We start from the raw sequence: 22,776 nt of genomic DNA, 5'->3' as shown, positions 1-22,776 counted from the left end.
CCGCGGATCGGAGGCTCCGTGGGGCTCAGTGGTCCGGTGGTGTGCCGGTCCCCCTGTCCGGCGGCCCTGCCTGCGGGGCGGCCTGCGGGGCGGCGGAGACGCCGGCGCCGCGTGGGGTCCCGTTCCGCCCGCTCATGCGTGCGGCGTCTCTCCGGGAGGCCAGTACTCTGCGGTGCGTCTGACGTCGCGTCAGTTCGCCCGGTCCCCGCCCGCCGACGATCCGGGCCACGACGAAGAGCAGCAGGACCAGGCCCATGAGCAGCGCGGCGGCACCGAACCCCCTGGCGATGAAGGCCGGTTGGGGGGACCGTACGAGCTCGAAGGTCGCCAGGGGCAGCGACACCTGGGGACCGCTCAGCGGGTTGAGATTCATGTCGGAGGTGAATCCGGCGGTGAGCAGCACCGGCGAGGTCTCGCCGATCCCGCGCGCCGTGCCGAGGATGACGGCGGTGGTCAGTCCGGAGCGAGCGGTGGGCAGCGTGACGGTCCAGACCGTGCGCCACTGGCTGGCGCCGAGTGCGAGGGACGCCTCACGCAGTGAGCCGGGGACCAGCCGGATCACCACGTCGGAGGCGCGGATGATGATCGGCAGCATCATCACGCCGATGGCCAGGGAGGCCGCCAGACCGGACTTGTCGAGGCCGAGGATGAGAATGACCGTGGCGTAGACGAACAGGCCGGAGACGATGGACGGCAGCGCGGTCATCGCCTCGACGATGGTCCTGACGAACCGGGAGTAGCCGCCGGGGACCTCGTTGAGGAAGACCGCGCAGGCCAGTCCGAGCGGCACGGTGAGGGTCAGGGCGATGACCATCTGCTCGACCGTGCCGGCGATGGCGTGCAGCATGCCGCCGCTGGAGAGCGGCTGGACCGGGCCGGTGAGCGACATGTCCTCGGTGAAGAAGTTCAGGTACGGCAGCGCCGCCCGGCCCCGCCACAGGGTGTAGACGACCACGAAGGCGAGCGCGCCGACGACGAGCACGGCGAGGCTGTGCGTGATCACCGCGGCCACCCGGTCCCGTACCGCCACGCGGTTCTCGTTGAAGGAGACCAGCACCGCGTACAGACCGACGAAGAACAGATAGGCGACCACGACGAAGCCGAGCGGCGCGTCGAACGGCGCGATCCGGGTGAAGAGCACGACCGTCAGACCGAGCGCGGCCGCCAGGGCGCCGAACAGCGCCCTGATGTCGCCGGCGCGCACCGTGGAGACGGCGCGGCGTTTCTCGGGCCGGCTGTCGTCCGGGGGGCCCGGGCAGACCGTCGGGGAGTCGGCGGCCGGGACGTTCCCGGGCCGCGGGTCCTCGGCGGAGGGCGGGGTGGCGGAGGGGAGCACGGGGGCGGTCCGATTCATCTCAGGCATCGGTCCCCGCACCGGAGCGACTGCGGGCGACGATGGAGGAGGCGGCGAAGTTGACGACCAGGGTCATCAGGAAGAGCGCGAGCCCGGCCGCCATCAGTGCCGACATGCCGAAGTCGCTGGCGGAGCCGTAGCGCAGGGCGATCAGCGAGGAGACGGAGTTGGTGCCGTTCTCCAGAATGCGCGGCTGGATGACAAAGGAAGGGGAGATGATCATGTAGACGGCGATGGTCTCGCCGAGGGCGCGCCCGAGGCCGAGCATCGTGCCGCCGATGGCACCTCCCCTGCCGAACGGCAGGACGACGGTCCTGATCACTCCCCACCGTGTCGAGCCGAGCGCGTAGGCGCCTTCCCGTTCGCCGACGGGCGCCTGGGAGAACGTCTCGCGCATGACCGAGCAGGCGATCGGAGTGACCATGAGCGCCACCACGATCCCGGCGATGAACGTTGAGGAGGTGTAGACGGTCGAGGTGGCCAGCGGATCGCCCGGGTCGGCGCCGTTGACCTTGAAGAACGGGATCCAGGAGAAGTACGTGGAGATCCAGCGGGACAGCCCGACGATGTGCGACTGGAGAAAGAACGCGCCCCAGAGGCCGTAGACCACGCTGGGCACCGCGGCCATCAGGTCGATGACGCTGATCATGGTGCGTCTGATCCCGCGCGGCGCGTACTCGGAGATGTAGAGCGCCGCGCCCATGGCCAGCGGTACGGCGAGCGCGATGGCCACCAGGCCGATCAGCACGGTCCCGGTGAGGACGGCCGCGATACCGAAGTGGCGCGAGTCCGGCTCCCAGGCCGACACGGTGAGGAAGGAGCCCTTGGCCACCCGCAGGGCCTCCCAGGCGCGGTAGCCGAGGAACGTACCGACCAGCAGCATGATGGACAGCACAACACCGCCGCTGCCGCGGGCCAGGCCGCGGAAGACGCGGTCGGGCAGTCCGGCGGACTGCTTGAGCGTCCGCGGGCTGTCCGTCCCCTCGGTCACGGGGGCCAGGAGGGTCATCGCGTACCTGCCCCGGTGGCGCGGTTCCGCTCGGCGGGGTCGGGCCGGGACGGGCGGTCGGCACCGGGGTACGGGAGGCGCCGGGCCGGTGTCGAGACCAGGCCGGCCGCCAACTGCGCGTGGGGTACGGACCGGAAGAAGTTCTCCAGGCTGTACTGGCACTCGCGCTGGCGCTGGTAGGACCGGACCGAGACGGCGACCCGCCCACCGTCGATATCGAGCCGCCAGGTCCACAACCCGGAGGACTCCGCGATGGCGATGAGCGGCCGGGCCCGTGTCAGTCCTTCACGCAGTCCGCGCACGGCGGCCCGGCAGGCCTCCTGGTCGGGATGGCTCCGCCAGCTCTGGCCGATACCACGGTTGTTGGGCCCGACCAGGCGCCACACCAGCGAAACCGCCCCACCGGTCGCGGCGGAGCGCTCCGGAAGGGACCTGTCCCCGGGGGTCGCCGTATCGGCGTCGGGTCTGAGTACGAACAGAAAGCGCGGGTGATTCATGAGGTGCAGCCCCCTCCCGGACACACTCAGGCGTCCGGCAGATATTTGGCCGATTCGCATCATCGACGGACCTGACCCTCAATGAGCACGGAAGAGCGGCGTGCACGTTTGTGTGAACACCGGACATCCGGTGGGGGAACCAGATGTGCCGGAGATGTCCAGACCACTCGCCCCTCACGGGACAAAGCCCCACCGGCTTTCGGGATCAAGGCGGCGGGCGGGGGCTGGAACAGCTCGACGAGATGGCTCTCGGGGTCCTTGACGTGGGCGAAGCGGGCGCCGGGCCGGACGGTTTGCGTGCCGGCCGTGTTGCGCCCGGTGGTGAACGCCGCGTCCAGGTCGTCGACTTCGAGGGCCCAGGGTCCGTGGCCCTGGTCGCGGCAGCCCTCCAGTGGGTCGGTGACAACCCGGGGGCGCTTGGAGCCGGCACGCTCGATCAGCTCGAAGCGGGTTCCCGCACGGGCTTCCGGGACCACCGTGCACACGGGCGGCTCGGGGCCCGCCTGCTCAAGGAAGCCCTGGACTCCGATATCTGAGTGCCGTTCCGCACGCTCCGGAGTTCGGCGAGCAGGGCCAGGATCGCGTCGCGCGCCTGGCCGGCGTCCCCGGCCCGGGGGCCGACCGGCCCCGGCGTCCCGCTGTACGGGGCGATCTCGACGCGGAGTTGCGCGAGGCGGTCGACCGGGTGGGCCGGGCGGGCGGGCGCCGGAGCCCAGGGCAACGGCGAGTCGGTGTACCCGCGCGCGCGTGGATCGCCGGCCAGGTGGGGCACGCCGGGATGGCGTCGATGATCCGTTCGCACACGGTACGGGTCCGCCCCTCATGGGCCGTACACCGGTCGACGCTGGTCCGCGCCCGCGTCCGCTCCCGCAGACCGCCCGGTCCCTGGCCGGACCGACCACCTGTGGTGCCCTCGTGGCCTGTACTTCACCGATGGCGCGGGGAACCTCTACGAAGTCATGTCCCCCAGGGCGCAACGTACGACTTCCACCGCAGCGACTCGCAGTGGCCGCCCTCCAGGAAATCGTTCGGCCGGAGCTGTCCGACGGGCCCACGGTATTCAGTACCTGGGGGACCCCGAGCACTCGCCTGAGATCCGCCCACCCGCGGCAGCAGCTCGCCGCCCGACGTGGCTTCTGACGCCGCGTCGGGCGGCAGAAAACCCCCGGCGACCCTCGGCAGGTATCACTCGGCGAGCAGCAATTGCCCGTAGCGCTCACGGTTGACCTCGGTGACGAACGCGGGGTGGCGGGTGGCGGTGCCAAGGTCACGCCACATCCGCTGCGCGGGGTCCGCCAGGGCGAACCGGCTCGCTCCCCCGACGTCGAGAAGCATGTCCGCGGCCTGACGGATCGAGCGCGCCGCGTGAGCGAAGTCCACCCGCATCCGGACGCCTGCCGTCTCGGGCGGAATCACACCCGCGAGGGCCGCACGATCCAGCTCGCCCGCCGCCCACGCCATGCGGAGCATCGCACCGTCGATCAGCGCCGCGGCATCGACCACCCCCGCTTGGACCCCCGGCGTGTCCCGGGCGAGGTCGTGGAGTCGCGATCCGGAGACGACCGACCTGCCCGCCGTGAGGATGCCGACGATGTGCTCGTACACGGCGACGCCGAGACCGAGCACGGGCGCGACGAAGGAGACCATGGCGGTCACGGGGAACAACAGGCGTGTCGCCATTTCGCCGTCACCGCCACGGTGGTAGACGCCGGCGGCGGCATCGGCGAACCACAGCATCCGGTCGTCCGGCACGAAGAGGTCCTCGGCGACGACCGTGTCGCTGCCGGTGCCCCTCATCCCGGCCATGTCCCACGTGTCTTCGACGCTCACGGCGGTGACGGGCACGAAGGCCATGGCCCGCTGAGCGCTGCCGCCTTCCCGTTCGCCCAGCACATCGAGCCCGACCCAGTCGGAGTGCCGGATCCCCGAGACCCAGCCCCACCGGCCGTCCAGTACATATCCACCGGAGACCTGGCGGACCGGCACCGGCACCCCGACCGCGCTGCTGAGCGTGATGTCGGGTGAACTGCCCCAGATCTCCGCCCGTACCGCGTCTCCGACCAGTCCGGCCACCGCACCGCCGGATCCGAACAGGGCCGTCACCCACGCGGTCGACGCGCACCCGCGGCCCAGTTCCGTACACACCGCCAGCAGCGTGCCGACGCGGACGCCGTGCCCGCCGAGGGCTCGCGGCACACCGAGCCGCAGCAGCCCTGCTTCCCGCAGCGCCGCGAGATTTTCCTCCGGGATCCGCCCTTCGGCGTCGGCACGGTCCGCGTTGGCCGCCAGCAATGGCACCAGCGCTGTCGCCGCCGTCACCAACTCCCGGCCGGGCGCGTCCAGTCGTTCTCCGAGGATCTCCGTCCAGCGTCCGCTCATATCTCGATTATCTATATGTAACGTGACAAGACGGCACAGACTCACCGTCACTCCAGGTCAGAGTAAGTGCCGCCGGACCGGCTCACGGTCCACCAGTGAAGCCGATTAAAGGAACGGACCGGAATCCGATATCCGCCGTAGCCACGTCGGCGGGTGCCCGGTTTTCCGGACGGCGGACGTACGAATAATTCGGCGGCCAATGCTCACCTCCCCACCTGAAAGGCCTTTCGGGGGAAACGGATGACAACCGCTCTGGCAACCCGCGATCTGATCACAGATGACATTAGGGTCGGGCGACAACGACTTCCAACCGCTCGCTGAGAACGGGAAACCGGATGAATTCCGAATCGCACAACGGTGAGCTGGCGCGTACGGCCGAGGAGGCTCGTGTCTGGTTCTTCGACGAATACTTCCCCGCCTGGGTCGGCATCGCCAAGAACTCGTCCGCCGATCCCCGATCCGTTCTCGACTACTGGACACCCCCTCTCCACATCTCCTCGGACGACCCCGATCCAGCCCGAGCCAGGCACGACTGGTGCCTCGACCCGGACGCGGTGCTCGGCTTCCTCTCCGTTCATCAGGCCCCGCTGAAGGCAGCCGGCTACACCCACACCGAAGTCCCCGACAGTCAGGTGACCGCGTACAGTTCACGCGCCGCCGGCGTGGACGCGATCTGGTCACGTCGCACGGCGGACGACTCCGAGATCGAGCGCCTGGCCGTCCACTTCGAACTCCGCCGCGACAGCTCCGACACCTGGCACATCATCGCGATCACCGGCCGCCCGACCGGAGCCGAACGGCTTTCGGACACTCGGGTCGTCATTACTTCCTGAGTCGCCGGGGGACGGCAACGCGCACAACGCTGCGACGTGCCGATGTGGACCGAGGCCGCCCGGTGACATCGGCCGCACCGGGCTGTGCCGCTACGGCACCGCCCTGTCCTTCGCCTACGCGGCGGTGAAACCGGTCTGGGCGGCGGAACCGAAATGGCCTGGTCCGCTGGACACTTGGATTGCGTCTCGTAACGAGGACACCTCGTGGGCTTTCGTCCAGCCTGGTGGTGACCGGCGCACGGTCACAGCCCGGGACTTCGAAATCGGACACCAGGGGCGGGTGGCCGGCGGGTAGTTACACGGCGCCGCACGATCGACGTGATCGGTTGGCTACTGGGTCCTGGCGAGCCGATCGGCTCATGACAGCGGGCCTCTAGGCTGCCCTGATGACCGAGGACTATCGCTACCCGCCCATCGAACCCCGCACCTCCGGCATGCTCGACGTCGGTGACGGCAACGCGATTCACTGGCAGGAGTTCGGCAATCCCGCGGGTAAACCTGCTCTCGTCGTGCATGGCGGACCGGGTTCCGGCACCGGGAACTCCTGGCGGCGCAGTTTCGATCCAGACCGCTATCGGTGGTTCGGTTTCGACCAGCGCGGCTGTGGGCTCTCCACGCCTCACGCATCGGATCCGGCCACCGACATGTCGGTCAACACCACGCAGCACCTGATCGATGACATGGAGCGGCTTCGTGAGCACCTCGGTGTCGAGCGGTGGCTGCTCATGGGGGGATCATGGGGGTCGACGCTGATCCTCGCGTATGCGCGGCAGTACCCCGGGCGCGTGTCCGAGGTCATCCTCATGGGGGTGACGATGACGCGCCGGTCGGAGATCAACTGGCTGGATTGGGGCGTTCGGCAGTACGTCCCGGCCGCGTTCGAGCGCTTCCACGCCGTGGCTCCGAAGGCGACGAACGGCATCGAGATGGCAGCCGCCTTCAACCGGCTGATGGAGGATCCCGATCCGGAGGTGCGGGCCAAGGCCGCGGCCGACTGGTGCGAGTGGGAGGACGCCGTCATCGCCCACGAGATCAACGGTGCGCCCGGCTCGTACAGCGCGAGGGCCGGTGACGCGCGCTTGGCCTTCGTCCGCATCTGCACGCACTACTTCAGCAACGCGGGATTCCTGGACGAGGGCGTGTTGCTGCGGGAGGCGGAAAAGTTGGCCGGCATCCCCGGCGTCCTCATCCACGGACGCCTCGACCTGGGCAGTCCCCTTCAGATCGCCTGGGACCTGGCCAAGGCATGGCCGACTGCCGAGTTGGTCACCGTCGATTCGGGCCACACCGGCAATGATCGGATGCGCATCGAGATCCGCCGCGCTCTGGATCGCTTCGCCACCTGCTGAGCCGGCGCGTCAGATGACAGCCCGCCTGCCAGTCCGCCGTCACGCCCCTGTCTCATGAGTCATATCAAGAAGTTCATCCAGGGCCGGTCCTGTTCCTTCGTCACCGTGCCGGAGCCGGGCGCCACGTTCCGGACCGTGATCCTGGACGCGGTGTGCGATCCGGCGAGGCGGACGGCACGACGCGCTCACCGACGACCAACCCTGAGGAATCCAACTCCGCCTGGCCTAGGCTCAATCCGTCATCAAGGCCCCGTCTCAGACACCTGGGACTCTCATGCCTACAAGGAGTTCAGCCATGTCCGTTCCGGAAGGCGCCTACAGCGTTCAGTACGACGTGTGGGCCGAGGCAGAAGACCTGGCGATCAGCACGAGGATCGAGATCTCCTTCAACTCACCAACGTCCCAGCTCCCGCACGAGGACGCTGCGGCACAGGCCGCCGCCGAAGCGTATATAGCCGGCATCTCCGCCGCCTATCCGGGGGTTCCCGTCCATGCGAACCGCATGTACAAGTGCTACAACCGCGGCGACGCCTGGCCGACACCCACCACCGAGGACAAGCCCAGCGCCTGACCACACCCAGAAGGCCGCCCCCGCGCTAACGACGCGGGGGCGGCCAGTGGGAGCAGAGGCCGGACACGCGGAACGGTGGAAGGCGCCCGGCGTGTCTCCGTGTCCCGGTCGTGCTCGTCGTCGGGGACGGCGGCACGTTCGGCCGGCTCCGGCGTGATCGCGTTGCCGCACAGCGAGCCTCTGCTCGGCGGCGGCGAGGCGGGCTTCGCCCACTGCTTTCAGTACTCGACTGCGATCTGTCCAACCGGTCGGCCAGTTGGTTCAGTTCGGTGGCACGGCTTGCCGACATCCGTGACAACCTGATCACCCGCATCGCCCGCATCGCCGAGGCCGAGCGCGAAGGCTGGTCGGCAAGGTGGAGGGCCTGCAGGTCTGCCTCGTCGGCGCCCAGGACAAACTCGCGCAGTTCGATGCCGAGGCGACTCGCCGATCCCGTACGGTCAGCCTCGGCATGCCGACCCCCGGCCAAATCGCCCTCGGCAGGCCGGAGACGAAAGAGTGCTCTCCAACTGCCGACTGTGCCGCAGCCGATTGTTCAGCGATCGGTCCCTGGCCTCATTCGGCGCGGCGTCCGACCCGCAGGACGGTCAGATAACGACGTGATGCCCGATCTCCCATCCGCACGCGGATGCGCTCGGCGATGGCGTCGAGCAGGGGCTCACGGACGTCGCGGTCGAGCCTCCGGTACAGCGACAACGAGCGAAGATGATCGGCGAAGCCGTCTCCGTCGAACCACTGAACGGTTGGATACCAGCGCACGATCGTTGGACCGAACAATCCCCCGGGATCGTCGACCAGGCCCCAACCCTCGTCGGTGGCGGGCACGTCGTCCTCCAGCGGCGGATGACCCCAGTTGGGGTCCCCCGGACAGAACCGCTCGTGCAGATCGGCGGTCTCGGCATACAACTCCGGTTCTCCCGGCCGACGGACGACAACGTGGCCGAGCAGCGCCATCCAACCTCCGGGAGAGAGCACGGCGTGCGCTCGCTGCCAGCCGACCGACGGGTCGACCCAGTGCCAAGACGATGCGGCCACGAGAACATCGAAGCGTCGACCGCGGTCGTCCCACTCCTCAAAGGTCGACGTCTCGACTTCGACGTTGTGAAAGGAGGCGATCCGCCGGCGAGCGAGCGCGGCCATGTCCGTGCCCGGCTCAACGGCGGTCACAGAGCATCCGAGCGCTGCCAGTGTGCGCGTCGCCTGACCGGTACCGCAGCCCACCTCCAGCACCGACGACCTTTCGTCCATGCCGGTGAGGGCGCCGAGGTCCGCGAACAGTTCGTCGGGGTATCCCGGCCGGACCCGGTCGTAGAGTTCCGGCACCTCGTTGAACACTCGGCCGAGGTCGTGTCGATTCGGGCGCATCTGCGGATCATCAGTCACGAACGCACAAACTATGGGGCTCGTCCCCGCAGGGCCACTGGATTACCGGCAACCACCGACCCGCTGCTGCCGGTAGTTCAAAGAAGCCTGCGTCCACTGCTCACTCCTGCGCCCCGACCCCGCACAGCGCAGCCGCCTGGTCGAGATCCGCGACAACCTCCCCGACCGCGTCACCGAAGCAAAGAAAAAGGACACGACGGGGGGCCGGTGGCGCTGTTCAACCACGTGGTGACGTTGCTGCGGAAGAACCGGGTGCCGGTGCCAGCCCGGCAGGTGTCCGAGGCCCGCATGCTGGGCTGAGCGGCGGCTGTACGAGGCGGTGGCGCGGGCCGCGCTGCGAGCCGATCCCTCGCTCGCGCCGGCACCGGCCGGGCTGCTGATGGTGTCGGAGGCAAGCGCGCCTGCGCCTCTTCCGCGTCCCCTACACCGTCGAAGACGACGGGAAAGAGGAGCAAGTTTGAAGCCGGAGAGGTGGATTCCAGGGATCGTTGCAACACGGACGCTGACACGCGCTGGGGGAAGGTTACGGGGATGGCTGGTTACAGCGTTGCTTTGCCGGGCTGCGCCCCATGCGCTTGACGAGGTCGCCCATCGGCTCCACACGAATCTTCGCCGGAACGCCGGTGGTGGTGTCCCACGGGGGGGGTGGCGAGGTCGGGAGATCGCCGCGCAGTGGCCCGCCGGCCCGGACCCGTGCCACATCGTTCAGCACGCCGCTGCGAAGCCGCTGACCTCCAAGCCCGACGCCTGGGAGGAGTGGGCCCGCGCGGCCCTGACTGCCGACCTCCGCACCGACCACGAGTAGGCCGCCGGCCCCTCGGCGGCGGTGAAGGTCCCGGGCGGGGCAGGTCGTCAGGAGGCTGTGGCGCGCGACGCAATGCCCTTGTTACTCGTGCGTAATGCATGGTTTTTCAATGACATCGGCGACTATGGGCCTCCCTCGGCGGCATGGCACGGTTGGCGCTGTCGCCGACGAGGGAGGGAATGTGAACAAGGGTTACGCCGTGTTCTGCGACGCGAACCGGTATTTCTACGACTCGCCTCATCACCTGTCTCACGCCAACGACGCGGACCCGTCGGCACATTCCGAGAATTCCGCCGGGGCCGCCGGACGCGGCACCGGCGGGTGGTACGGAGCTGCGGGCCGCCCCGTGCCCGACGGCTGGCAGCGTCATCACAGCGGTGACTGGCTGTCGTTACGCCCGGTGGAGCACGAACTGCCCGCCCAGGGCTGGAAGATTCACCTGTCCGCCTGCCTGGACAACGCCGAGTCGATTCTCGACCGGACAATGGCCTACTGCCTCGCCCGCCGTATCGCCTTCAAATTCGTGCCGAGCAGATATCTGCTGCACACGCGGAACGCCAAATACGCCGACCGTGGCGCCAGCGGCAAATTCATCACCATCTACCCGGCGGACGACGAGCAGTTCGGCCGTGTCGCCGGGGAACTGGACGTACTGCTGGCCGGCGAGCCCGGCCCGTACATCCTGAGCGACCTCCGATGGAACGCCGGCCCCGTCCACGTCCGGTACGGCAGCTTCACCCGTCGCGACTGCTACGCCGACGGCATGCTGCGCCCGGCGATCGAGAACGCCGACGGCAAGCTCGTACCCGACCTGCGCGGGCCCGTCTTCCGGACACCCGACTGGATCACCCCGCCCGACGTACTCCTTCCGCACCTGGAGGCGCGCGCCGCGACGACCGTGAAGGCGTCGCCGTACGTCGTGGAACAGGCACTGCACTTCTCCAACGGCGGTGGCGTGTACGTCGGCCACGACAGCAGGACCGGCGAGAAGGTGGTGCTCAAGGAGGCCAGGCCGCACGCCGGCCTGGCGGCGGACGGCGCCGACGCGGTGACCCGCCTCGGCCGGGAGCGGCACGCCCTGGAGAGGCTGTCGGGGCTCGCCTGCACCCCGGAGGTCCGCGACACGTTCGAGGTCGGGGGCCACCACTTCCTGGTGCTGGAGTTCGTGGAGGGCAAGCCCCTCAACTCCTTCTTCGCCCTCAGACATCCGCTGATCGACGCGGATCCGGGAGCCGAGCGGCTCGCCGAGTACACGGAGTGGGCGCTGCGGATCTACGGCCTGGTGGAGCGGGCCGTCGAGGCGGTGCACGAGCGCGGGATCGTCTTCAACGACCTGCACCTGTTCAACATCATGGTCTCCGAGGACGAGTCGTCCGTCGTACTCCTGGACTTCGAGGCCGCGGCGCCCGCCGCCGACCACGGGCGGCAGACCGTCGCCAACCCGGCGTTCGTGGCACCCGCGAGCCGGCGCGGCTTCGATGTCGACCGGTACGCGCTGGCCTGTCTCCGTCTGGCCCTGTTCATACCGCTGACCAGTCTCTTCGCGATCGACCGGGGGAAGGCGGCGCATCTGGCGGAGGTGGTGGCGCGGGAATTCCCCGTCGACCGGGCCTTCCTGGACGAAGCGGTCGCGGAGATCACGCGCGAGCCGGGCGCGGAGGCGGGGCGGGGCGCGGGCGACCACGCGGACGCGGCCGCAGGGCCGGACACGGAGGCCGCCCCGGCCGCACGGAGGGCGGCCACGCGGACGGGATCCGCGGTACCTGCCGAGCCCTATCTGCCCGCCCAGCCCGGCAACTGGCCGGAGAGCCGCGACTCCATGGTCCGCGCGATCCTCGCCTCCGCGACCCCGGAACGCGACGACCGTTGTTTCCCCGGCGACATCGCCCAGTTCGCCACCACCGGCGGCGGTCTCTCCTTCGGCTACGGCACCGCCGGTGTTCTCTACGCACTCGCGGAGAGCGGCGCGGACCCCTGCCCCCGCGCCGAGGAATGGCTGCTGGAGCGCACCAAGCAGCCCGGGTCCGGGACCCCGCTGGGCTTCTACGACGGCCTCGCCGGCCTCAGCTGGACCCTGCACCGGCTCGGACATCCGCACCGCGCGCTGGAACTGGCCGAGTTGACACTCCGTCAGTCCTGGCACGAACTGCCCGCCGATCTGCACGGCGGCGTCGCCGGTCTGGGCCTCGCGCTCAGCGCGCTCGGGGAGGCGACCGGCGAGAGCGGCCTGGACGACGCGGCCCAGGTCTGCGCCGAACTCGCCGCCCGCGCCCTGGACACCGCGCCTCCGGAGACGGCCACGGGCGGCGCGCGGGTGGCCGACGCCACCCACCGGGCCGGGCTGCTGTACGGCGGCGCCGGAGTGGCGCTTCTCTTCATCCGCCTGTACGAACGCACCGGCGACACCGCGCTGCTCGATCTCGCGGAACGGGCGCTGGGGAGCGACCTGGACCGCTGCGTACGGAGCGCGGGCGGCACACTCCAGGTGAACGAGGGCTGGCGCACCATGCCCTACCTGGGAGCGGGCAGCGTCGGTATCGGCATGGTCCTCGACGACTATCTCGTCCACCGCCCCGACGAACGGTTCGAGCGGGCGCGCGGCGAGATCGTACGGGCGGCCCAGGCCACGTTCTACGCGCAGCCCGGCCTCTTCCGCGGCGCGGCCGGCATGGCGCTCCACCTGAGCCGTACGTCGGTGACGGGCCCCGGTACCGAACCGGCCGACATCGAGAGGCAGTTGGGCACGCTCGCCTGGCACGCGCTGCCCTACCGGGGCCAACTCGCCTTCCCCGGGGAGCAGATGATGCGGCTCTCCATGGACCTCGCGACCGGTACCGCCGGCTGTCTGCTGGCGGTCGCGGCCGCCCACGCGAACGAGCCCGCGCGGCTGCCGTTCCTCCCGCCGCTGAAGAAGCGGCCCATGAGCCGGCTCCTCCCGGAGTCGTGAACAACACCGTCCCCATAGAAGAGAGGCACAATCATGAACCTTCTTGACCTTCAGTCGATGGAGACCCCGAAGGAAGAGGCCACGGGCGACGTCGCCACCGGCAGCCGGGCGAGCCTGCTGCTCTGCGGTGACAGCAGCCTGAGCATCACCACCTGTAACTGACACCGCCGGTCGTCGGCCGGCCGATGACCTGGTGCCGCGAGCGCCGGACGGGCTCTCCAACCCGTCCGGCGCTCGCGGACGTACAGCGCTGCGGCGGCTCGTACGAGAGACCGCGCCGGCCGCCACCCGAACCGAGGGGGGACTCTCTTCTTGAAGACGCCGTCCGCTCGCGACGACCGCGCCGCGACAGCCGCCGGTCTCCTGCTGGGGGCCGCACGGCACAGCGCGGGCCGCATCGCGGTGGTCTTCCTCTGTTCCGCCGCGTCCGCCGCCGCGTCCCTCGCGCTGCCCGCCGTCCTCGGACGCACCCTCGACCTCCTGCTCGAACGCAGCCCCGAGGCGGACGCCTGGCTGCTCGCCTGCGCGGCCGTCATCGCCGCGGAGGTGCTGCTGGACGCGCTGGTGGCGCTGTTCGGCGGCACGACAAGCGCCCGGTCCGCCGCCTGGCTCCGCACCAGGGGCGTGCACCACCTGCTCTCCGCGTGGCCGGGCCACGCCGCCCGCTTCCCGCCCGGCGACGTGGCCGTCCGGCTCACCGCGAACGCCACCGAGGCGAGCACCGCGCCCGTCTCCGCCGCGACACTCGGCGCCTCGCTCCTCACGCCGGCCGGGGCGGTCGTCACACTCTTCCTGATCGACCCGTGGACCGCGCTCGGCTTCCTCGCGGGGCTGCCCCTGCTGCTGCTGCTCCTGCGCGCCTTCGCCCGAGGTTCCTCCGACAGCGTCGCGAAGTACCAGCGTGTCCAGGCGGACATCGCAACGCGCCTGGTGGAGGCGCTGGCCGGGGCCCGGACCATCGCCGCCGCCGGCACCGAGGCCCGCGATCGAGACCGTGTCCTCACCCCGCTGCCCGAACTGGCCGCGCAGGGGCGGCGGATGTGGCGGATCCACGGCGCCGCGGTAGCGCGCAGCGGTGTGCTCATGCCGCTGCTGACGACCGTGGTCCTGGCGGTCGGCGGCATCCGGCTCGCGTCGGGGGACCTGAGCGTCGGCGAGCTGCTGGCCGCCGCCCGCTACGCGGCGCTCGCCGCCGGTGTCGGTACGGCGGCGGGCCTGCTCGGCGCCCTGATCCGCAGCCGCGCGGCGGCCCGCCGGACGGCCGAGCTGATGGGTCTGCCCGCCATGACGTACGGAACACGGAGTCTGCCGCCCGGGGGTCTCGGGGCGCTGGACCTGCGCGGGGTGACCGTGACGCGCGAGGGCCGCCGTGTCCTCGACGGTGTGGACCTGACGATTCCCGCAGGCGCGTCGGTGGCGGTCGTCGGCCGCTCGGGCGCGGGTAAGTCCACGCTGGCGGCGGTCGCCGGGCGGCTCACGGAACCGGACCAGGGGGTCGTCCTGCTGGACGGCGTCCCGCTCGGGGCCGTACCACACCATGAACTGCGCCGTGAGGTCGGCTACGCCTTCGAGCGCCCGGTCCTGTTCGGCGCCACGCTCGCCGAGGCGCTCGCCGGCCGTGCGCCGGTGGCGGAGGAACGGGTCCGGGCGGCGGCGCGTGCGGCGAGCGCGGACGCGTTCGTGATGCTGCTCCCACGGGGGTACGCGACCGCGCCCGACGCCGCGCCGCTCTCCGGCGGGGAGCTTCAACGCCTGGGTCTGGCAAGGGCGTTCGCCCGTGCCGGCCGGCTGCTGGTGCTGGACGACGCGACGTCCAGCCTGGACACGGTCACGGAGCACCAGGTGGAACGCGCCCTCGCCGGGGACGTCTGCCCCGGCACCCGGCTGGTCGTCGCCCACCGCCTCTCCTCGGCGGCCCGCAGCGACCTGGTGATCTGGCTGGAGAACGGCCGGGTACGGGCGACGGGCCCGCACGAGGAGCTGTGGGGCTCGGACGACTACCGCGCCCTGTTCGCCGCGCCGTCGGAACCCTCCCGGCCGGGGGCGGCCGTTGGGCCGGGTGGGACGGGCACGGTCGGCACCGGGCCGACGGCTGACGGGGCGCCGGCCGTCGGCGCCGAGTCGGCCGTGGCCGGCCTCGCACCCCCCAGGAACGCCGACGGCGGGCACACGCCCGCGCCACCCTCCACGGCGACGCCCAACACCCGCCGGGCCGACCGATGAGCGCCTCCCGCGAGACAGGCGGTGGGCGGGGGATGGTGCGGAGGAGTTGGCCGGACGGGCGGCGGTTTCTCAGGGGCAGGAGGCGCGTTCTTCTGCGGCTCGGTGGCTGGTCGTTGCTGGAGTCCGGGCAGACCTTCCTCGGCGGGTACTGCCTCGCCCAGGCACTCGACCGCGGGTTCCTCTCGGGGCACACCGGCACCGGTCTCGGGTGGCTCGCGGTGGCCGCCGTCGCGATCCTGGGGGCCGGACCTCCCATGCGGGGCGTCTTCGCCCAACTCGCCGAGCTGACAGAGCCGTTGCGGGACGCGCTCGTACGGCGCGCGGTCCGGCAGGCGTTGCGCCGGGCGGTCACCGATCCGAACCGCACCGACCGCTCCGACACCGGTGCCGTGTCGCGGCTCACCCACCAGACCGAGATCGTCCGCGACAGCTTCGCCGGACTCGTCCTCACCGTACGGGCGTTCGTCTTCAACGCCGTCGGCGCGCTGATCGGCCTGCTGGCCCTCGCCCCCGAACTGCTCCTCGTGGTCGTGCCGCCGCTCGTCGTGGGCATCGCGCTCTTCCTCGCCACGCTGCTGCCGATGGCCTCGGCCCAGAGCCGCTTCCTGGACGCGGACGAGGCCGTGGCCGAGGGTGCGGGAGCCGTGTCCGCCGGCCATCGCGACCTGGTGGCCTGCGGCGCGCAGGCGGACGCGGCGGCACGTACGGGGCGGCTCTTCGCCTCCGCCGAGCGGACGTCCCGGGTACTCGCCCGCTGGGCGGCGGTACGCACGGTGGCGCTCGGGGTCGCCGGCCAGCTCCCCGTGCTCCTTCTCCTGGTCAGCACCCCGTGGCTGCTGCGGCAGGGCGTGACGACCGGTGCGCTGGCCGGTGCGCTGACCTACCTGCTCCAGGCCCTGCTGCCCGCGCTGCACAGCATGATGACCGCGCTCGGCGCGGCGGGGACGAGGCTGCTGGTGGTGGTCGACCGGTTCCAGGACGCCACGGCCGTTCCCGGACCGCCGGTACCCACCCCGCCACGTGGCGGCCCCGCGCCGGGCCCCCGCCAGGGCCCCGCACCGGCGGTCGAGGTCCGTGCCGTCACCCACGCCTACGGCCCCGGCTCCCCGCCCGTGCTGGACGGCCTCCACCTCACCGTCCGGCGCGGCGAACACCTCGCCGTCGTCGGCCCGAGCGGCATCGGCAAGTCCACCCTCGCGAGTGTCGTCTCCGGGCTCGTCAGGCCCGACCAGGGCGCCGTGCTGCTCGGCGGAGAGCCGGTCACCGGCCGGACCGCCCCGGAACTCGCGGAGCGACGTGTCCTGATCCCGCAGCAGGCCTACGTTTTCACCGGCAGCGTCCGTGACAACCTCCTGCACCTGCGGCCGGACGCCACCGACGCCGAACTCGCCGAAGCAATGGGGGCGCTGGGCGCCGAGTCCCTCGTCCACCGGCTGGGCGGCCCGGAGGCCGTACTCGACCCCCGGGAGCTGTCCCACGGTGAGCGCCAACTGCTGGCGCTGTGCCGCGCGTACCTCTCCCCCGCCCCGCTCGTAGTGCTCGACGAGGCCACCTGCCACATGGACCCTGTCACGGAGGCGCACGCCGAACGCGCTTTCGCCGCACGGCTCCACGCCGACAAGGCACCCGCCCCCGACGGCGCGCTGATCGTCGTGGCCCACCGGCTGTCGTCCGCGCGCCGGGCGGACCGGGTGCTCGTACTGGACGGCACCGCACCGCGGTTGGGCACCCACGACGAACTCCTGGCGAGCTCCTCGCTCTACCGTGACCTGGTCGGCCACTGGCAGCACACCCCGCCGGCCGGCGACCGCTGAACTCCCGCGGCGCGGGGCCCCGGCCGCGCCCACCGCTACAGCCAGCCCGCGTCCTGGGAGATGCGTATGGCGTCCATGCGATTGCGCGCGCCGACCTTGCGCATCGCGGAGGCCAGGTAATTGCGTATCGTCCCGCAGGACAGATTCAGCGAGTTCGCTATCTCACCTATGGGCGCCCCCTGCGCCGCGAGCCCCAGCGCGCTCAACTCCCGTGGTGTCAGAGGAATCTTCGTCGCCTGGAGAAAGTCACAGGCCAGGGAATCATCCACGAATCGCTCACCCCCGGCGACCTGGTGAATTGCCTCGATCAGCCGGCTCGGATCGCCGTCCTTGTCGACATAACCGAGTGCCCCCGCCTCGAATGCCCTCAGCAGCGCTCCCGGCTTTCTCACCGAAGTCAGCACCAATAACGCCCCCTTACCGCCCTGCCCGTTGCCGGGTACACGCGGTCCCGTGCTCGCCGGGTCATCGAGACAGTCGATGTCGGTCACCCAGACATGCGGCGACGTGCTGTGCGCCCCCTGGCGCCCCTGGCGCGTCTGCCGCTGCGGACCGTCCGAGACGTCGAACGTCTCCTCGGAGCGCAACAACGCCACCAGGGCGGAACGGAACAGTCCTACCCCGTGTACTACATGAACCTTGATCATCGCGCGCCCCCTCGTAGTGGTCGATCAGCAGTCGACTCACATCCACTGCCCCTCATACGCCAACTGGAACTCGGTAACGACCGGAAGGTGAGGCACTCTTCATACTGCCGTGAGCCCCCGATCTGCACATATTGCTCCTCAGCGCGCCCCCCGTCATTTATTCGCTGATCAACCCTCGTGGAAAACCTGTCACGTCAGAACGACGAGCGGACTGAAAAAGAGCTATCCGGTCAACTGGCGATTGGATCGAGTCGAAATCCCCTGGGCGACCAATCCGTTCGGCCCGAGCGCATATGCCCCGAGCCGGACCCGACCGAGCCGGGCAGGCCGCTCCGGGCTCACCCGTTCGAGAAATGCACCGCCCGGTCGAGAAGCGGGCTGGGCCGGGGGTGCGCCTGGAGCGCGGGCAGCAGGAGGAGCCACAGGTCGCGCAGCCTGTCCTCGATGTGCTCCTGGCCGTCCAGCGCGTCGGAGACGGCATGCAGTCCGAAGAAGGCGTACACGACGGCGTTCCCCGCCTTCCGGGGAACGACGGACGGGGTGAGCACCCCCTCGCGACGGGCCTCCTCCAGCAGGCCGACCACGGTCTCGACCCAGCCAACGAACGGAGAGGGAAGGGACGCGCCGACGGACTTGCGTTCCGCCCAGAGCCGTGAGCCGCCTCGTACCACGACATCGTCGCGGAAGGCACGGGCGACCGAGAAACTCAGCGCGACAAGCTTCTCCAGGGCCGGAATGTTCGCCTCGCGGTGGCGTCTGACCAGCGCGGGCCAGGTGTCGAACACTTCCTCCATCACCGCGAGGGCGAGATTCTCCTTGCAGGCGTAATGGAAGTAGATCGCACCGCTCGTCCGGCCGGAAAGCGCGCTGATGTCGCTGATGCTCGTGCCCGCGTAACCCCGCTCCTCGAACAGTTGCGCAGCCGCCTCCAGAAGAGAACGCCGTGTCGCCTTCGCCCGTCCCTGCACATGCACCCCGATGCCGCGTCGTCCCGATACGGCACGGAAATCTAGTCCATGAAGCGGTCACGACCGAAAGGACAGAGTGCGGACCCGAAGGGGATAAATTCTTCTGGTCATATGAATAATTCGGTGGGTGTTTTCACCGGCTGATCCCGGCTCAGCCGGCCACGGACCGTACCTCGTGAACTGGTGCACCGCAGGTCGGCGGCCGAGGTGCCGCTCACCGAGGTACGCCCCGGAACGCGGAGAGACGTATTCAACGCGGCGGCTTCCTGGCCGAGATCACATCCCACGTTTCCCCGGGACGGCGCGGACCTGCACAGTTCGCTGATCGTCATCGAGACGATGCGCGAGCTCGGCATGTATCTGCCGCTGTGCCATTACGCGGTGCCGCCCGAATTCCGGCCGCTGATCACCGACCTGTCCTTCCGGATCGATCCGGCCAGGGAGCCCCGGGCCGCCTCCGATTCCACGGACGTGACCTGCCGCGCAAGAGTGACCGACATACGCAAAGGGGCGGACGGCACCGTCACCGGACTGCGTACGGGGATCTCAGTCTGGGCCGACTCCGGGGTACTCGCGCAAGTCGGCGGCGGGGCGCGCTTCCTGAGCCCGGAGCGGTACGCCGCGATACGCGGTGCCGGGGCGACCGCCGCTCCGCCCGCGCCCACCGGACGGGGTGACCGGCCGGACATCGGGCGGATAGGAGTGGCCGACGCGCGCGACGCGATGATCGCGGTCGACGGCGGCACCGTACGGCTACGGCCGGCCGATCCGCGGCACCCCTTCTTCTTCGACCACCCGTCGGACCATGTGCCGGGCATGGTCCTGCTGGAGGCGGCGCGACGGTCCGGCGCGCGGGCGAGCGAGGGCCGGTGGGTGCGCCCTACCGCCGGTCGGCTGAAAGCCATGCGCTTCGCCGAGTCCGCGCCGGCCGCCCGCGTGCCGGCTGTGCCGCACCACCGGACCTGCGCTTTCCGTGTTCTCCAGGGGGGCCGGTATGTCGCTTATGGAGCTATGGAGTACCGGTAAGCACATTTTCATACCTATGTGTCACCACTTGACCACTTTCCGTGATCCTTCATACCGTAGTGATCGTTATGTTCTTGGCTGGGCCCGGAGAAACCTTCCTCCGCCATGTTCGCCCACCGGGAACCGATCCCGCCCCAGGATCCGGCGGCCTGCGCGACGACCATGCCTGACGGCACGGTGCCCGGCGTTCCGCCCTCCGCGGGCACTGCGGAACGGAACAACGCGAATGACCTCTGAACGAGTCCTCTCCTGGACCCCCTCGGCCATCGTCTTCGACTGCGACGGCACCCTCATGGACACCGAAAGACACTGGCAGGACGCGCGAGAACACGCGCTCGGCGAGTTCGGCCTCGCCCCCGCCCCGGGCTTCGCCGACCGGGCCAAGGGACTGCACTACACGCAGTGTGGCCAGCTCATGGCCGAGGAGGCCGGACGGCCCGACCTCGTCGGGGAGATGACCGGCAGTCTGCTCCGGATCTTCCGCGACCTCGTCGCCGAGAACCCCTTGACCATGCCCGGAGCCCGTGAACTGGTCGTGTCCGCCGCCACGTTCGCCCCGCTGGCCGTGGCGAGCAACTGCCCGCGCGAGGTCGTCGAGTCCTGCCTCGACACGGCCGGTCTGCGAGGCTACTTCGACCACATCGTGGTCCCCGACACCGGAATCCGGCCCAAACCGCAGCCCGACGTCTACCTCGCCGCCGCAGGCCTCTGCGGGACGGACCCGGCCGACACACTCGCCGTGGAGGACTCCCTGTGCGGTGTCGAAGCGGCGTCGCGGGCCGGCATGCGGGTGCTCGGGGTGGGCCCCTGGCCCGGGGATCGGACCACGGCGATGGTCGACCTGTGGGTCACCTCGCTCGCTGAGCCGGACCTCTCACGGTGGGCCGACGCGCGCATCCCCCGGCAGACCTCACGCTGAGGCCCCGGCCCCGGCGCGGCCCCGGAAGCCGCAACCGCCCCCGAAAGCCCCGTCACCGCCGATAGTGTCGCCCCAACTGGCCTGCGGGGACGAGGGGGTTGGTACGGATGCGGGAACGCGTCGCCTGCTCGACGCCGCTCGCCGGCTTCGTTCTCCTGCTGACCACCATCCTGCGCGTTCTCCGCGCTCCGTCTCTGTCCACAACCCGCTCCAACCAGCACCAATACGGCCGGCCACCACGGTGGCCGACCGGTCAGTGAGCAGGTAGGGAAGGAGCGGGCACCGTATGCGGGTCGAAGTCGAAGCCGGCGCTGCGCCTCGTCGCATCCCGCCGTACGGGCCGCGCAGCGCGCGGCGCCTTCCGCGTTGGCGCAGAGCGTGGCGGCCGTGGCCGGGCATCCCGCCCAGGAGGCGTTCGACAGTGCCCGCGAGTGGGCCGACCGGTCCCGCCTGGCGACCGAGGAGGGGGACGACGAGCGAGCGCAGCGGTGCGCCGAGCGCGCCAAGGCGGGCGCCGCGTCGCGGGAGATGCTCGCGGACGACCGGCACACGGCCTCGTATCCCACCGCCGCCGATCCCCGCAGCGCCTTCGCGATGACCGCCCCGCGCCGCCGGGACCCCAAGCGGCCGCCCCCCTTCTCCCTCACAACAGACCCTCCGTGTCCCCGAACGGGTATCGCGGGCGGCGCCGAGTGGTCACGCGGTCCCTACTTCCGCGCGCTCAAGCAGCAGCGCATCGTCTTCAACAACCCCATGGCCGACCTGTCTTCAACTCCACATGTCCGTGTGCCGGCCCCGCTGCTGAGCGATCGGCTGCACGGAGCCCTGGAGCGTCTCGACACACCGGCCGCCCGGCTGATCGTCACCCTGGTCGCCATCCACGCCCTGAAGACTGCCGACGTCGCCCGCCTGCAACTGGACGATGCCGACCTCGCCCACCACACACTGACCGTGCGCCGCCGCGACGGCATCCACACCGTCTACCTCGACCAGTTCACCGCCATGCTGATCACCGCTCGGCTCGCCGAGCGTCGCGAGCGCCGGCCGAACTCCCCGAACAGGCGCCTGATCATCACCACCCACACCGCTCACCACCCAGCCCGCCCGCGGCTGAGCTACACCGGCTTGCGAGCACCCTTCGAGCGGATCGGACTCAAACCGCGTGAGGTGTGGGCCGACCGCGTACTCGACGAAGCCCGCCAGACAGCCGACCCCGTCCATCTTGTCCGCCTGTTCGGACTCCACCCGCACACCGCCGTGAAATACGTTCACGCTGCCCACCCCGACAAGGCCCTGCCCAGGATCCGCTGCGCCAACTAACCGTTCGCCGACCGGTACACACCAAACAGACGGGGTGGGTGGTCGAAAATCAGACGCCGCGACACGACCGAGGCAAAGGCAAGTCGGCGCGTCATTCCAGTCGGGTTCAGGCGGGGAGATCAGAGTTCGTCCGGGGTGGACTTGTGGCTTCCGGTGAGGCTCGCGTATACGACCACGTTGTCGGCGTACCGGCTGTCGGCTTGGGAGTACTTGCCGCCGCAGGTGATGAGCCGGAGTCCGGCGTGGTCGAGGTTGCGGTAGACCTCGACGGTGGGGAAGTCATCCTTGGGGTAGGTGGCTACGCGATCCACGGTGAACTCGGCGGTCAGGCCGTCCTCACGGGCGACCTGTACTTTGTCGCCGGGGTTGATCTTGGTGAGGTTGAAGAAGACGGTGGGTGTGCCGTTCCAGGTGACGTGACCCGCGATGACCGAGGGGCCGTTGGTGCCGGGGGCTGGTCCTGGCTGGTACCAGCCTGCCTTGTCCGGGTTTTTCGGAGTCTCCATGGCCTGGTTCTTGTCGAGTCCCAGCCGTTCCAGTGACGAGGACACCTTGAGCGAGGGGATCAGGACCCGTATGGGATCGGACGCGGGGAGGGCCGGGACCTGTTCCAGTCCTGAACCGGACAGTCCGGACGGGTCGCCGTCCGGCGGTCGCGTCGCCGAATCGGCGACCGGTGGACCGCCTTTGTCGACGGCCCGCGGCGGTGCGGGCTGCTGCTGGCCCATTCCC

18 protein-coding genes and 1 pseudogene are annotated in these 22,776 nt (G+C 70.4%); 11 read left to right on the top strand and 8 right to left on the bottom strand.

The annotated features are described in order from the left end of the window. Positions 1–25: 25 nt before the first annotated feature. The 3 genes from pstA to ACFWU9_RS01200 are packed head-to-tail and all read right to left on the bottom strand — an operon-like array spanning position 26 to position 2,860. Positions 26–1,363, bottom strand: a complete 1,338-nt coding sequence (gene pstA / locus ACFWU9_RS01210) for a phosphate ABC transporter permease PstA (protein WP_384313630.1) — start codon at positions 1,361–1,363, stop codon at positions 26–28. After that, positions 1,356–2,363 (bottom strand): phosphate ABC transporter permease subunit PstC, encoded by a 1,008-nt coding sequence (pstC, locus tag ACFWU9_RS01205; RefSeq protein WP_384313628.1) that lies wholly within the window; start codon positions 2,361–2,363, stop codon positions 1,356–1,358. Before pstC ends, pstA begins: the two co-directional genes overlap by 8 nt. Next, positions 2,360–2,860, bottom strand: coding sequence for a hypothetical protein (locus ACFWU9_RS01200; protein ID WP_384313626.1), 501 nt, complete (start codon positions 2,858–2,860; stop codon positions 2,360–2,362). Before ACFWU9_RS01200 ends, pstC begins: the two co-directional genes overlap by 4 nt. 263 nt (positions 2,861–3,123) lie before the next feature. Here ACFWU9_RS01200 and ACFWU9_RS01195 point away from each other — a divergent pair, with 263 nt between their 5' ends. Next, on the top strand, positions 3,124–3,396 hold the full coding sequence (locus ACFWU9_RS01195) for a hypothetical protein (RefSeq protein ID WP_384313624.1): 273 nt from the start codon (positions 3,124–3,126) through the stop codon (positions 3,394–3,396). A gap of 649 nt (positions 3,397–4,045) precedes the next feature. Here ACFWU9_RS01195 and ACFWU9_RS01190 read toward each other — a convergent pair. Continuing rightward, on the bottom strand, positions 4,046–5,239 hold the full coding sequence (locus ACFWU9_RS01190) for an acyl-CoA dehydrogenase family protein (RefSeq protein ID WP_384313623.1): 1,194 nt from the start codon (positions 5,237–5,239) through the stop codon (positions 4,046–4,048). A 335-nt stretch (positions 5,240–5,574) separates the two neighbouring features. Here ACFWU9_RS01190 and ACFWU9_RS01185 point away from each other — a divergent pair, with 335 nt between their 5' ends. The 3 genes from ACFWU9_RS01185 to ACFWU9_RS01175 all read left to right on the top strand — a co-directional run bounded on the left by ACFWU9_RS01185 (position 5,575) and on the right by ACFWU9_RS01175 (position 7,992). After that, positions 5,575–6,072, top strand: a complete 498-nt coding sequence (locus ACFWU9_RS01185; RefSeq protein WP_384313622.1) for a hypothetical protein — start codon at positions 5,575–5,577, stop codon at positions 6,070–6,072. Between the two features lie 386 nt (positions 6,073–6,458). Continuing rightward, positions 6,459–7,421 (top strand): prolyl aminopeptidase, encoded by a 963-nt coding sequence (gene pip, locus ACFWU9_RS01180; protein ID WP_384313621.1) that lies wholly within the window; start codon positions 6,459–6,461, stop codon positions 7,419–7,421. Between the two features lie 295 nt (positions 7,422–7,716). Continuing rightward, positions 7,717–7,992, top strand: coding sequence for a hypothetical protein (locus tag ACFWU9_RS01175; RefSeq protein ID WP_384313619.1), 276 nt, complete (start codon positions 7,717–7,719; stop codon positions 7,990–7,992). Positions 7,993–8,547: 555 nt separating this feature from the next. Here the strand turns inward: ACFWU9_RS01175 and ACFWU9_RS01170 are convergent. After that, positions 8,548–9,375 carry a class I SAM-dependent methyltransferase gene (locus tag ACFWU9_RS01170; protein ID WP_384313618.1) on the bottom strand — a complete coding sequence of 276 codons (828 nt, stop codon included), beginning with the start codon at positions 9,373–9,375 and terminating at the stop codon, positions 8,548–8,550. Positions 9,376–10,361: 986 nt separating this feature from the next. Between ACFWU9_RS01170 and lanKC the strand changes: the two genes are divergently transcribed. From lanKC to ACFWU9_RS01150, 4 genes are all read left to right on the top strand, one after another. Continuing rightward, a complete protein-coding gene (gene lanKC / locus ACFWU9_RS01165) occupies positions 10,362–13,127 on the top strand; it encodes a class III lanthionine synthetase LanKC (RefSeq protein ID WP_384313616.1) in 2,766 nt (921 codons plus the stop codon). Positions 13,128–13,160: 33 nt separating this feature from the next. Then, positions 13,161–13,289 carry a SapB/AmfS family lanthipeptide gene (locus tag ACFWU9_RS01160; protein WP_023536623.1) on the top strand — a complete coding sequence of 43 codons (129 nt, stop codon included), beginning with the start codon at positions 13,161–13,163 and terminating at the stop codon, positions 13,287–13,289. Between the two features lie 150 nt (positions 13,290–13,439). Beyond that, positions 13,440–15,350 carry an ABC transporter transmembrane domain-containing protein gene (locus ACFWU9_RS01155; protein ID WP_384313614.1) on the top strand — a complete coding sequence of 637 codons (1,911 nt, stop codon included), beginning with the start codon at positions 13,440–13,442 and terminating at the stop codon, positions 15,348–15,350. 32 nt (positions 15,351–15,382) lie between these two features. Continuing rightward, a complete protein-coding gene (locus ACFWU9_RS01150; protein WP_384313612.1) occupies positions 15,383–17,164 on the top strand; it encodes an ATP-binding cassette domain-containing protein in 1,782 nt (593 codons plus the stop codon). Positions 17,165–17,199: 35 nt separating this feature from the next. Here ACFWU9_RS01150 and ACFWU9_RS01145 read toward each other — a convergent pair whose 3' ends face one another. Both ACFWU9_RS01145 and ACFWU9_RS01140 read right to left on the bottom strand, forming a co-directional pair. Beyond that, complete coding sequence (locus ACFWU9_RS01145; protein ID WP_384313610.1) at positions 17,200–17,811, bottom strand: DNA-binding response regulator; 612 nt, start codon at positions 17,809–17,811, stop codon at positions 17,200–17,202. 338 nt (positions 17,812–18,149) lie between these two features. Further along, positions 18,150–18,779: a ScbR family autoregulator-binding transcription factor gene (locus ACFWU9_RS01140; RefSeq protein ID WP_384313608.1), complete on the bottom strand. Its 630-nt coding sequence runs from the start codon at positions 18,777–18,779 to the stop codon at positions 18,150–18,152. Positions 18,780–18,956: 177 nt separating this feature from the next. Between ACFWU9_RS01140 and ACFWU9_RS01135 the strand changes: the two are divergent. From ACFWU9_RS01135 to ACFWU9_RS01125, 3 genes and pseudogenes are all read left to right on the top strand, one after another. Next, positions 18,957–19,805: pseudogene (locus ACFWU9_RS01135) on the top strand (ScbA/BarX family gamma-butyrolactone biosynthesis protein); the annotation flags it as partial. 226 nt (positions 19,806–20,031) lie between these two features. Next, on the top strand, positions 20,032–20,724 hold the full coding sequence (locus tag ACFWU9_RS01130; protein ID WP_384313606.1) for an HAD family hydrolase: 693 nt from the start codon (positions 20,032–20,034) through the stop codon (positions 20,722–20,724). 387 nt (positions 20,725–21,111) lie between these two features. Then, positions 21,112–22,044 (top strand): hypothetical protein, encoded by a 933-nt coding sequence (locus ACFWU9_RS01125; protein ID WP_384313604.1) that lies wholly within the window; start codon positions 21,112–21,114, stop codon positions 22,042–22,044. A gap of 119 nt (positions 22,045–22,163) precedes the next feature. Here the strand turns inward: ACFWU9_RS01125 and ACFWU9_RS01120 are convergent. Further along, the coding region (locus ACFWU9_RS01120) for a class F sortase (RefSeq protein WP_384313602.1) at positions 22,164–22,776 on the bottom strand (613 nt) is incomplete at its 5' end.

It is taken from the genome of Streptomyces sp. NPDC058653, assembly GCF_042716895.1.
GTDB lineage: Bacteria > Actinomycetota > Actinomycetes > Streptomycetales > Streptomycetaceae > Streptomyces.
Note: the sequence above shows the minus strand (reverse complement) of the source record. Positions and strands in the feature narration are given on the sequence as shown.

Bases quoted from the DNA above. Each gene is read 5' to 3' on its own strand.
- pstA (WP_384313630.1), bottom strand. From the start codon at position 1,363: ATGCCTGAGATGAATCGGACCGCCCCCGTGCTCCCCTCCGCCACCCCG.
- pstC (WP_384313628.1), bottom strand. From the start codon at position 2,363: ATGACCCTCCTGGCCCCCGTGACCGAGGGGACGGACAGCCCGCGGACG.
- ACFWU9_RS01200 (WP_384313626.1), bottom strand. From the start codon at position 2,860: ATGAATCACCCGCGCTTTCTGTTCGTACTCAGACCCGACGCCGATACG.
- ACFWU9_RS01190 (WP_384313623.1), bottom strand. From the start codon at position 5,239: ATGAGCGGACGCTGGACGGAGATCCTCGGAGAACGACTGGACGCGCCC.
- ACFWU9_RS01185 (WP_384313622.1), top strand. From the start codon at position 5,575: ATGAATTCCGAATCGCACAACGGTGAGCTGGCGCGTACGGCCGAGGAG.
- pip (WP_384313621.1), top strand. From the start codon at position 6,459: ATGACCGAGGACTATCGCTACCCGCCCATCGAACCCCGCACCTCCGGC.
- ACFWU9_RS01175 (WP_384313619.1), top strand. From the start codon at position 7,717: ATGTCCGTTCCGGAAGGCGCCTACAGCGTTCAGTACGACGTGTGGGCC.
- ACFWU9_RS01160 (WP_023536623.1), top strand. From the start codon at position 13,161: ATGAACCTTCTTGACCTTCAGTCGATGGAGACCCCGAAGGAAGAGGCC.
- ACFWU9_RS01150 (WP_384313612.1), top strand. From the start codon at position 15,383: ATGGTGCGGAGGAGTTGGCCGGACGGGCGGCGGTTTCTCAGGGGCAGG.
- ACFWU9_RS01145 (WP_384313610.1), bottom strand. From the start codon at position 17,811: ATGATCAAGGTTCATGTAGTACACGGGGTAGGACTGTTCCGTTCCGCC.
- ACFWU9_RS01130 (WP_384313606.1), top strand. From the start codon at position 20,032: ATGACCTCTGAACGAGTCCTCTCCTGGACCCCCTCGGCCATCGTCTTC.